General features: G+C 73.5%; 3 protein-coding genes. 1 reads left to right on the forward strand and 2 read right to left on the reverse strand.

Translation table 11 applies throughout. The annotated features are described in order from the left end of the window. Positions 1-62: 62 nt before the first annotated feature. Positions 63-10,712, reverse strand: coding sequence for an amino acid adenylation domain-containing protein (locus tag ACWEPG_RS06625; RefSeq protein WP_452594106.1), 10,650 nt, complete (start codon positions 10,710-10,712; stop codon positions 63-65). Positions 10,713-10,826: 114 nt separating this feature from the next. On the opposite strand from ACWEPG_RS06625, the gene ACWEPG_RS06630 reads away from it, so the two are divergent. Continuing rightward, positions 10,827-11,699 carry a siderophore-interacting protein gene (locus ACWEPG_RS06630; RefSeq protein ID WP_452594107.1) on the forward strand — a complete coding sequence of 291 codons (873 nt, stop codon included), beginning with the start codon at positions 10,827-10,829 and terminating at the stop codon, positions 11,697-11,699. A 22-nt stretch (positions 11,700-11,721) separates the two neighbouring features. On the opposite strand, the gene panD is transcribed toward ACWEPG_RS06630, so the two are convergent. Beyond that, a complete protein-coding gene (gene panD / locus ACWEPG_RS06635) occupies positions 11,722-12,117 on the reverse strand; it encodes an aspartate 1-decarboxylase (RefSeq protein ID WP_452594254.1) in 396 nt (131 codons plus the stop codon). Positions 12,118-12,205 lie beyond the last annotated feature (88 nt).

Here is a 12,205-nt window from a genome sequence, read left to right on the forward strand (position 1 = left end):
CCACCATCTCGCGCCGCGCCGGACAGGTCGACCGGCCACAAATTCTGGTTAGCCTATCCAAACTAGTGGACGGTACTCAATCCCACCCGGTCGATCGCCCCGATTGCCGACGCCACCGCGTCTGCAATCGTGCGAGCGTCCACCTCGGTTACCTGGGCGGTGTCGTGGTCGACCCGCACCGTCGCGGTCGATTCGCCGAAGGTGACGACAACGTCCAGCACGCGGGGATCGACCACGGCCGGCGCCGGATCGGCGGCATCGACCACCCGCAGGCTCACCTCGGGGCGGGCCAGGGCCGCGAACACGGGCGCGGTCTGCGCATTGAGGTAGCGGAGCAGGGCGTACCCGGCGGCCGACGGCACTGCGGCGAGCGCGGCCCGCACGGATTCAGTTGCCGCATCCGCGACGCGCACCGGCACCCCGACCTCGAACGGGCCGACGGTACGCGCGCTGTCGGGCTCCTCCGCGCCGTCTGCGAGTGCCTCCCGCGGCAGCTCCACGGTCAGCTCTGCGCCTGCCCCGCGCCAGGACTCGACCGCGACGGTCAGGGCCGTCAGAGCGAGCGCCTCCCGATCGGGGTCCGGCACCGTCGTCGCCTCCGCGGCGACCACGACCGTCGCCCGGGCGCCCATCGGTGGCAGCGCGGGCGCACCGATGCGCAACGAGCCGCCCGGTGCGAGCACCTGGGCCCAGTGCGTGAGCTCGCCCATCAACGCGGGGTCCTGGGCCCGTTCGTTGATCCGGTGCGCGAGTCCGAGCGCGGTCGCCGCCGGACGCGCCACCGTGCCGCCGCGCAATGCGGCCTCGAGGTCCTCGCGCAGCACGGCCAGCGATCGACCGTCCGCGGCGAAGGCGTGCAACGCGACCACCAGCGTGCCGGTGCCGGCACCGCTGTCGAGCCACGCGGCCGCGAGCACCCGTCCGGCCTCCGGGTCCAGCCCGGCCACCAACTCCGTTCCGGCCGTGGCGATTCGCTGCTCCAGATCGTCGGCCGAGACCTCGTGGTGGCGCACCTCGACATCGGCCGCCGGGGCCGTGTCGAGCGACCACAGCACCGACGCCACCCGGGTCAGCCGCAGCCGCAGCGCGTCGTGTGCCGAGATCAGTGCGGCGACCGCGGCCCGCACGTCGTCGTGGCCGACGCCGGCCGGGGTGGCCACGGACAGGACGGCACCGATCCCCGTGGGCTCGGCCCCGGTCTCACGCGCCCGGTGCACCAGCGCGGTCACCGGGAGCGGCCCGACGTCGGCGGGGTCCCGGGGACCGCTCCCGGCCCCGTCGACGCCCGATCCGCCCGCCTCGAACGCGGCGACACGGGCCAGCGCCGCGGGCGTGCGCCACTGGAAGATCTCCCGTGGCCCGAAGGTGACGCCCCGCCGGGCGGCCGCGTTCACCACCTGGATGGAGATGATGCTGTCGCCGCCGAGCAGGAAGAAGTCGTCGTCGGCACCGACCTCGTCGAGACGCAGCGCCTCCGCGAACAGCTCGCACATCACCGTCTCGGCGGGGCCGTCCGGCGCGCGGCGCTCCGCAGCTTCGGGCAGGGCGGGTTCCGGCAGCGCCTTGCGGTCCAGCTTGCCGTTGGCGGACAGCGGCAGCGCGTCGAGCACCACGACCGCGGCCGGGATCATGTGGTCCGGCAACGAGATCGACGCCGCCGCGAGCAGATCCGGGACCGCCACCGCGGCGCCCGCGGCGGGCACCACGTAGGCGTACAGCCGGCCGGAGCGGGCCACGACGGCGGCCTGCCCGACGGAGTCGTGAGAAAGCAGGACCGACTCGATCTCCCCGAGTTCGACGCGCTGGCCGCGCAGCTTGACCTGCCCGTCGGCGCGGCCCAGATAGTCGAGGGCCGAGCCGTCGGGGGTGGCACGCCAACGCACCAGGTCGCCGGTGCGGTACAGCCGCTCCCCCGCCGGGCCGTGCGGGTCGGCGACGAACCGGTCGGCGGTCAGCGCCGGACGGTCGTGGTAGCCGCGGGCCAGTTGCACGCCACCGAGGTACAGCTCGCCGACGACGCCGGGCGGGACCCGGCGCAGCCGCTCGTCGAGGACGAGCACCCGGGTGTTCCACACGGGGCGCCCGATCGGCACCCACCCCGGCCCGTCCTCGTGACGCGCCTCGATCGACGCGGCGGTGACGTCGACCGCCGCCTCGGTCGGGCCGTACAGGTTGTGCAGCTGCGCGTCGATCAGGGCGTGGAAGCGGTCGCGGTGCTCGGGGGTGAGCGCCTCACCGCTGCACAGCACCCGCGTCGGCTTCGGGCGCGGACCGCCGGCCTCGGCGACGGCGTCGAGGAACGCCGCGAGCATCGACGGCACGAAGTGCACCGTGCTCACCGCGTGCCGGTCGATCACCTCCCGCAGGTACTGCGGATCGCGGTGGCCGTCGGGCCGCGCCATCACCAGGGTGGCGCCGGTGATCAACGGCCAGAAGAACTCCCACACCGACACGTCGAATCCGGACGGGGTCTTCTGCAGCACCCGGTCGGCGGGGGTCAGACCGTACTCGGCCTGCGTCCACGCCAGCCGGTTCGCGATGGCCCGGTGCGAGACCAGCACGCCCTTCGGGTGGCCGGTGGAGCCGGAGGTGTAGAGCAGGTAGGCGGCCGCGTCGGGACGGACCGACGGACGGGACCGGGCCGACGCCGGGTCGCGCAACGCGCGACCGTCGGCGTCGATCTCGAGTACCGGCGCGGCGCACTCGACGGGCGCCACCCCGGGGCCGAGCAGCACCAGCGCGGGCTTGGCGTCGGCGACCATGTACGCGAGCCGTTCCGCCGGGTAGCTGTCGTCGAGCGGCAGGTACGCCGCCCCGGCCCGGTGAATCGCGAGCAGCGCCACGACGAGTGCGGCGCTGCGGCGCACCGCCACCGCGACCACGCCACCGGCCGCGCCGGACAGCTGTGCCGCGAGCGCGTCGACCGCGGCGTCGAGCTGCGCGTACGTCAGCTCCTGCCCGGTCTCGTCGATGATCACCGCAATCGCCTGGGGTGTCGTCGCGGCCTGCCGCGAGAACAGCTCCGGCAGCGTCGAGTCATCCTGCGCGACGACCCGTCCCGACTCGGCCGCGAGGAGTGCCGCGCGGTCGGCGGCGGTCAGCGGGTCGAGTGCCGACAGGCGCGCGTCGGGGCGGGCGGCGATCTGCCGCAGCAGCGCGGCGAGCCGCTCCGCGAACGATTCGACGGTCGCGTGGTCGAACAGGTCGCTCGCGTACTCGATCCGCCCGCGGAAGCCTCCTGCTTCGGATGCGGCGAGCTCGAAGGTGAGGTCGAACTTGGAGGTACCCGTCTCCACGAACACCGGCGACGCGTCGAGACCCGCCATCGCGATCGGGTCGATCGCGTCGCGGTACTGCACCAGCACCTGGAACAGCGGCTGCCGCGACAACGACCGGGCCGGCGCCATCCGCTCCACCAGCTGCTCGAACGGAACGTCCTGGTGCGCATAGGCGTCCAGGTCCGCCGACCGGATGCGACCGAGCAGTTCGGCGAACGTCGGGTCGCCCCCGAGGTCGGTGCGCAGGACCAGGGTGTTGACGAAGAAGCCGACGACCCGCTCCAGCGCGGTGTCGGAGCGGCCCGCGACCGGAGAGCCGACGACCACGTCGTCGCCGGCGCCGAGTTCGCGCAGCAGCACCGCGACCACGGCGTGGGTGAGCATGAACCGGGTGACCCCGGCCGCAGCGGCCACGGCGTCGAGCGCGCGCACGGTGTCCGGCCCCACCTCGAACGCGACCGCGGAGCCGCGGTAGCTGGACACCGCGGGCCGGGACCGGTCGTACGGCAGCGTCAGTTCCTCCGGCTGCCCGGCGAGCACCGAGGCCCAGTGGTCGAGTTGGGTGGCCAGCGGAGACGTCGGGTCGGCCGGGTCGCCGAGTACCTCGGGCTGCCAGGCACTGAAGTCCCGGTACTGCACCGGAAGCGGCCCGGGCAGTGCGACGTCCGCACCCGACAGGTGCGAGTAGGCGGCGGCGAGGTCGGCGATCAGGGGCCTCGCCGACCACTCGTCGGCGGCGATGTGGTGCACCAGCAGCATGAGGTGCGCGTCATCGGGCGAGGTGCGCAACAGCACCGCCCGCACCGGCAGGTCGGCGGTGATGTCGAACGCGTACCCGGTCGCGTCGGCCAGGCGGGCGGGCACGTCTGCCACGTCCACGTCGGTCACCGTCAGCGGCACCTCGAGATCGGCCACCGGCAGCACCCGCTGATATCCGATGTGGCCCTCGCCGGAGGTGAAGACGGTGCGCAGGCCCTCGTGCAGGGTCAGCAGGTGCGTCAGCGCGCCGCGCAGCGCGTCCACATCCACCCGGCCGCGCAGTCGCATCGTGAACGGGATGTTGTAGGTCGCGCTCGGTCCCTCCAGCTGGAACAGGAACCACAACCGGCCCTGCGCCGCCGACATCGGGGACAACTCCTCGTGGTCGCGGCGGACCAGCGGAGCCCGAGTACCTGCCGTCGATGTCTCCGCGGCCAGGCGCGCCGGGGTGCGCAGGTCGAAGACCTCCCGGATACTCACCTCCCGGCCGATCCGGGTGCGGATCGCCGACGAGAGCCGGGTCGCGAGCAGCGAATTGCCGCCGAGCGCGAAGAAGTCCTCGTCCGGACCGACGGACGGCAGGTCGAGCAGGTCCGCCACCGCTGCGCAGAACGCCCGCTCGGTCTCGGTGGCCGGTTCCCAGCGCTGCTCGCTCCGGGTCGGCGCGGGCAGCGCGTCCCGGTCGACCTTCCCGTTGGGCAGCGTCGGCATCGCGTCCAGCACCACGAACACCGACGGAATCATGTAGTCCGGCAGCAGGTTCCGCAGATGCGCACGGAGCTCGGCATCGGTGACATCGCCGGCCACGCCGCGAAGCGAAGCGGAGCCGGCGACATCCCGGACGTGGCCGCGAGACGACCCGGCGCCTGCCCGCGACGTGTACCCCACGAGCTGGTCGGCTCCGGTCGCCCCGGCCCGCACCGTCACCAGCGCCCGGTCGACCGCGGGGTGCGTGGCCAGTGCGGCCTCCACCTCGCCCGGTTCGATCCGGAACCCGCGCAGGCTCATCTGGTTGTCGGCGCGGGAGACGAACGCCAGTTCGCCGGTGTTCGTGCGCCGCACCAGATCCCCGGTGCGGAACAGCCGTCCCCCACTTCCGGTGGGATCGGCGACGAACCGGGCGGCGGTCAGGTCGGGCCGGCCGAGGTAGCCGCGCGCGAGCTGCACACCGCCGACGTACAGTTCGCCGACCACCCCGTCCGGCACCGGGCGCAGGTGGGCGTCGAGCACGTGTTCCGCGACGCCGGGCACAGCCGCGCCGATCAGCACCCGCCCGGGATCCGTTGCAGCCCACACGTTCACGTCACCCGCAACTTCCGAGGACCCGTACGAGTTGTAGACGGTCACGTCCTCGCCGGCCAGGGCCTCGATCACCCGCGGCTCGAGCGGTTCACCGCTGAGGAACCAGGTCCGCACGCCCCGACTTGGCGGCTCGGCCACCTCGGCACCGTGTTCGCCGAGGACGGCGGCCAGGCTCGGCACCGCGGTCACCTGCGTGACGTGGTGGGCGGCGATCATTTCGGCGAGCGCGCGCGCGTCCCCGGCGCGCTCGTCGTCGGCGAGCACGAGGCGGGCCCCGGACAGGAGCCCGGCCAGTAGTTCGGTGGAACCGTCGATGAAGCTCAGCGAGCTCTTCGCCAGCCGCACGTCCCCATCCACCGGTGCGAAAAGGTCACGCTGCCAGGACAGCCGGTTGGTCAGCGCCTGGACGGTGCCCGGCACCCCCTTCGGGGTGCCGGTGGACCCGGACGTGTAGACGACGTAGGCGAGGTTCGCGCCGGCAACGGGGACCGCGCGCTCGGCGTCGTCGATCGCCCCGGCTGGCAGGTCGGCGGCCGCGAACTCCAGGTCACCGATCGACACGATCGGCGCACTTCCGGCCAGCGGCGCGATCAGGGATGCACTTGCGGCGTCGACGAGCACCAGCGCCGGCGCGGCGTCGGTGAGCATGTGCGCGATCCGGGCGGGCGGGTAACCGGGGTCGACCGGGAGGTAGGCGGCACCGGCGGCGATCACCGCACGCAGGGCCACCACCGTCGCCGCGGTGCGGGTGGCGGCGACGGCGACGACGGCGTCCGGTCCGATGCCCCGGCCGATCAGCGCCCGGGCCAACCGGTTCACGCGCGCGGCGAGGTCGCCGTAGGTGTGCTCGGCGCCGCCGGCGACGAGTGCCACCCGCTCGGCGAACGCGCGGTCGGCGTCGTCGAGCAGCGCGGGCAGCAGGGTGGTCGGCGCGGTCCCGACCGGCGCGGTGAGCGCGGCCCGCTCGGCGGGCAGCAGCACGTCCACCGCGTGCACGGCGGTGCCGGGATGGACGGCGAACGTCTCGAGCACCGCCCGCAGGCGCTGCGCGAGCGCCTCCGCGGTACCGCGATCGAACAGGTCGAGGGCGTACTCGACCCGGACGTCCAGTCCGTCCTCGAGTTCGACGAATTCGAAGGTGAGGTCGAACTTCGCGGTCCCGGTGGAGATGTAGGACGGGTCGACGTCGAGGCCGGGGAAGGTCGGGGCCACGTGCGGGGTGCGGTGCTGGACGAGGGTCTGGAACAGCGGGTGCCGAGCCAGGGACCGGGTGACCCCGGCTGCGTCGACGACGTGCTCGAACTGGGTGTCCTGGTGTGCGAAGGCGTCGAGGTCGGTGCGCCGCACCCGGTTCAGGACCTCGGTGACGGTCGGGTCGCCGCCGAGGTCGACCCGCAGGGCGACGGTGTCGACGAACAGGCCGACGAGGTCCTCCACCCCGGCGGCGCCGCGACCGGCGACCGGCGCGCCGAGCACGATGTCCTCTCCCCCACCGATCTTCGCGAGCAGCACCGCAACTGCGGCCTGCACGGCCATGAACATCGTGGTGCCGGTCGCTGCGGTCAGCGCTTGCAACCCGGCGAGCACGTCCGCGCCCGCGTGCAGCCACACGTCGTCGCCGCGCTGCGTCGGCACCGGGGGCCGCGGCCGGTCGTACGGCAGCGTCAACTCCTCCGGCGCACCGGCGAGTGCCGCCCGCCAGAAGTCCAGGGAGGTGGGGTTCTGCGGGGCCTCGTGCTGCCAGACCGCGAAGTCCGCGTACTGGACGCGGCTGGGATCGTCGGGCAGGTCGGCGCCGGCGTAGCTCGCGGCCAGGTCCGCCAGCAGCGGGCCCGCCGACCACTCGTCCCCGGCCAGGTGGTGGATCACCAACAGCAGCACCGAGTCCTCGGGTGCGGTGCGCAGCAGATGGGCGCGGAGCGGGATCTCGGCGGTCAGGTCGAAGGGCACCCGGGCGGCCTCGCGCAGTGCCGCGTCGAGATCGGCGGGGGCGACGTCGGTGACGGCCAGCGGCGCCGCGGTGCCGGGCGGCAGGATCCGGGCCGCACCCGATCCGTCGGCGTCGACGACGACGGTGCGCAGCACCTCGTGCCGGGTCACCACCGCGGCCAGCGCGCGGCCCAGCGCGTCCTCGTCGATCCGGCCGCGGATCCGCAGTGCGAACGGCACGTTGTAGGTGGCGGACGGTCCGTTCGCCGTGTGCAGGAACCACAGTCGCTGCTGCGCGGCCGACAGCGGCATCGTGTCCGCACGTGGCGCGACGGTCACCACCGGCGCGGCGGGCGCCGCCGACTCGACGAGGGTGGCGAGTCCGGCGACGGTCGGGGTGTCGAACACGTCCCGCAGGGACAGGTCGACCCCGAGCGTGCCCGCGATCCGTGCCAGCAGCCGGGTCGCGGACAGTGACGAGCCGCCGAGGGTGAAGAAGTCCGCGTCGACACCGGGGGCGTCGAGCCCGAGCAGGTCACCGAACATCGCCGACAGCGCCCGTTCGGTGTCCGAGTCGGCGCGACGACCGGTGTCGATTCCACCGAAGTCGGGTGCAGGCAGCGCCTTTCGGTCCACCTTCAGATTCGGGGTGAGCGGGAACTCGTCGAGCACGACCAGCACCGACGGCACCATGTAGCCGGGCAGGGCGTCGGCGAGGTGGGTGCGCAGCGCCGCGGTGTCCACGCTCGCGCCGTCCACGGCGGTGAGGTAGCCGACCAGGTGCATCGTCCCGGTGGCGTCAGGGCGGGCCACCGCGACGGCGGCGGCGACCGTGTCGAACGCGGCCGCGACGGTCTCGATCTCGCCGAGCTCGATCCGGTGTCCGCGTACCTTGACCTGGTCGTCGCCGCGACCCAGGTACTCGAGATGGCCGTCGACGCTCCAGCGCACCAGGTCGCCGGTCCGGTACAGCCGGCCCGAACCGGCCGGATCGGCGACGAAGCGCGCAGCGGTCAGGTCGGGGCGGCCCCGGTAGCCGCGCGCGAGTTGCGTTCCGGCGACGTACAACTCGCCGACGACGCCCACCGGCACCCGCTGCAGGAAGCGGTCGAGCACCACCGCAGCGGTGCCCGGGTAGGGGCGCCCGATGGTCCCGGTCCAGTCCCGGTCCCTGGGTACCGGTGCGCTGGTGCACCACACGGTCGCCTCGGTTGGGCCGTACATGTTGGTCACCGAGCGGGCGCGGGCAGCGAGACCGGTCGCGACGGGGGCGGGCAGCGCCTCGCCGCCGACCAGGACCGCGACGGCCGACAGGTCCGCAGCGGGATGGTCGAGGACCGCGCCCCACAGCGACGGCGTGGCCTGCATCGCGGTGACGGACTCGGTGGCGAGCAGGGACCCGAGCGCGGCGGGGTCGCGCGCGGCGTCCTCGTCGGCGAGGACCACCGTGCCACCGGCGCACAGCGGCACGAACAGTTCCAGGACGGCGATGTCGAAGGACAACGTCGTGACCGCGAGCAGCCTTGTGGCGGAGTCGATTCCGGTGAGGCCGGTGGCGGCGTGCACGAACCGGGCCAGTGCCCGCCGATCGAGCACCACACCCTTGGGGTTTCCCGTGGAACCGGAGGTGTAGATGACGTAGGCGGTGTTCGCGGGGATCGGGGCACCGACGCTCCGCGCGGAGCGACCGTCGCCCGTCCATGCTGGGACGCCGTCGGCGACGGTGCCGACCGTGGTGCCGGCGGGCACCGCGACCCGGTCCGTGAAGTCACCGGCGGTCAGCACGATCGCGGGCCGGGCGTCGGCGAGCATGTACTCCAGTCGCGCCGTGGGGAACTGCGGGTCGAGCGGCACGTAGCCCGCGCCGGTGCGCAGCACCGCGAGCAGCGCCACCACCACGTCCGCGGTGCGGGGCAGGGCGAGCGCGACCAGCGACTCCGGTCCGGCGCCACGGGCCGCGAGTTCGGCGGCCAGTGCGTCGACCCGGTCGGCGAGGTGGCGGTAGGTCAGCCGCTCGGCGCCGGCGACCAGTGCCGGGGCGTCGGGTCGGGTCGCGACCTGCTCGTCGAACCGCGTCAGCACGTCCGGGCATTCATCGGCGGCGACCATGCCCTCCCAGTCGACCGGAACCGACTGCGGCGACGAGGGTTCGAGGAGCGACACCCGGGCGACGGCGGGGTCGGCACCGACCGCGGCGTCCAGCATCCGGGCCAGTCCGGTGGCGTGCCGTTCCACGTCCGCATCGGTGTACCGCGCGGCGTCGGCGTCGATCTGGATCTCGAGCTCACGGCTGTCGTCGAGCCGGCGGACCACGAACGTGATGTCGCGGACCGGCCCGCGGGCCAGCGAATGCACCGTGGCGGTGGCGCCGGTGAAGCGCAGCGAGTCGCCGAACGGCTTGATGTTGACGGTGGGGCCGACCGGGCCGGCTGCGGTCGCGGGCAGACGCAGGTCGCGGTGGATGTCCTCGGCGCGGTAGCGGCTGTGCGGTGCGGTCCGGGCGATCGCCGCGCGCACCGCCCCGGTCAGCGTCGCCACCCCTGCCCCGGGGTCGACCGGAACCCGCAGTGGGGCGATGTTGACCGCGGTGGTCAGCACCTTCGCCGCGGCCGTTCCCATCCGGTTCATCGAGGGGAAGCCCAGTGTCACATCGAGTTCCCCGGTGGTCCGGGCCAGGTAGGCGGCGATCACCGCGGTGACCGCGTCCACCCAGCCACCTCCGGCGGCGCGGCCGATCTCGTCGAGCCGGTCCCCGACCTCGGCGCCGACGGTGACGGCCCGCTGCCGCAGCTGCCACGCCACCGCAGAGGCGGGTGGAGCCGGGGCGAGCGCGGGGGTCGGCGCGTCGGGGGCGCCGCGCAGTTCGGCGGCCCAGAAGTCGCGGTCGGCGTTCGCCCGCTCGGCGTAGGCGGCGTCCTCGGCGACGACCTTCGCGATCGGGTCCAGACGCGGCGCCGGGGGCTGCGCTCCGGCCGCGAGCGCGTTGTACACCGCGGCGATCCGCCGCCCGAGCAGGCTGTACCCGTAGACGTCGAGCAGCAGGTGGTGCGCGCGCAGGAACAGCGCGTGATGGTCCACGCCGAGAACGTGGACGGTGGCGCCGAATGCGGGCGCCGCGGCGGGGTCCATCGGTTCCCGCAGCCGGGCGCGCATGTCGGCGAGTGCCGCGTCCAGCCCATCGGTCGTCGCGATGCCCGTCGGCGCGCCCGGCCATCCGCCGGGCACCTGGACCACCTCGCCGGCGACGCTGTCGATGCGGGTGCGCAGCTCCGGCGACTCGTCGACGACCCGGTCCACGGCCCGGGCGAGGAGATCGGGGTCGAGGGGGCCTGCGATCTCGATGCACTGGCCGGTGACGAAAGTCGGGTTCTCCGGGTCGAGCTGCTGTGCGAACCACATACCGGCCTGCGCGCACGACAGCGCGTACTGCACACTCGACTCCACCGACGGCTCCTCGCGATCACTCAGTGAAAACCCGGGGGTCCACCACAGACACCTACAGGTTAGGATTACCTACCCTACCCAAGGCGAGTTTCGGTCAACGAAAGGACCCAGCGCATGCCGGTGACCACCCCGTCCAGGCGGCTCGATCTCCCGATCGTCCTGCGCGAGTTGCGGGTCGTCCGCACCACCGAGGTGACTCCGCGGATGCGCCGGATCACCGTCGGCGGCGAGCAGCTGGAAGGCTTCCGCTCCGGCGAGTTCGACGTGACCGCGTTCCGCACCGAGGGCGCCGACGACTACGTGAAGATCTTCCTGCCGGAGGAGGGCGAGACCGAGCCCGTGCTGCCCGAGCAGCACGACGGCCACCTGCACTGGCCTCGCAAACCCGCACCGGTCGCCCGCGCCTACACCGTCCGCCGATTCGACCCCGTCACCGGCGAACTCGACCTCGACTTCGTGGTGCACGGCCACGGCGTCGCTGGGAACTGGGCACGCGACGCGAAGCCGGGCGACGTGCTGCACCTGGCCGGACCGAAGGTCTCGACCATCCCGCCGACCGGCGCGGACTGGTGGCTGCTGGCGGGGGACGAGACCGCGTTGCCCGCGATCGGCCGCTACGTCGACACGCACGCCGATCCCGCGACCCTGCACGCCGTCGTCCTGGTGGACGGCCCAGAAGAGGAGCAGGCCGACCTGACCGGCGTCACCTGGGTGCACCGTCGCGAGGGCGTCGCCGACGCGAAGCTGCTCGCCGATGCGGTGCGGCAGCTCGCCCCCGCCACCGGTGAGGGCTGGATGTGGATCGCCGGGGAGGCCGCGATCGTGCGGGAGTTGCGCGCGGTCGCCAAGGAACTCGGGGTGCCGAAGCAACTGCTCGACGCCTCCGGGTACTGGCGCGCACCGGTCGCCGGCGCGCTCGCCCGGGTACGGGCGCTGCGCGATCAGGCCGTCGAGTCGCTCGACCACCGGCGGCGCGAGCACGCCTGACGGCCGGCGCGGCCGGATCCGCTCAGCGGGTGGCGAGCTGATCCACCGCGCCGGGCACGGGCTCGGCCGGATCCGATCCGAGTTCGACGATGGCGTTGCTCGCGTCGACGTGCACGACGCGGGGCACGAAGTCCGCGGCCTCACGGGTGTCGACGTGCCGGTAGGCCATGATGATCACCAGGTCACCGGGTGAGATGAGGTGTGCCGCAGCACCGTTGATGCCGATCACGCCCGATCCGCGGGCACCGGCGATCGCGTAGGTCTCCAGCCTGGCGCCGTTGTCGATGTCGACGATGTGCACCTGCTCACCCTCGAGCACGTCGGCGGCATCCATCAGGTCCTCGTCGATGGTCACGGAGCCGACGTAGTGCAGGTCGGCCTGGGTGACGGTGGCACGGTGGATCTTCCCGGAGAGCATGATGCGGTTCACGCCCGATAGGTTAGCCTAAGCGAAGTAGAGTGCGACAGGGGTTGGCTCAGGCGCCACCCCGGCGAGGAAACAGGTG

The sequence above is a fragment of the Rhodococcus sp. NPDC004095 genome (assembly GCF_053604015.1).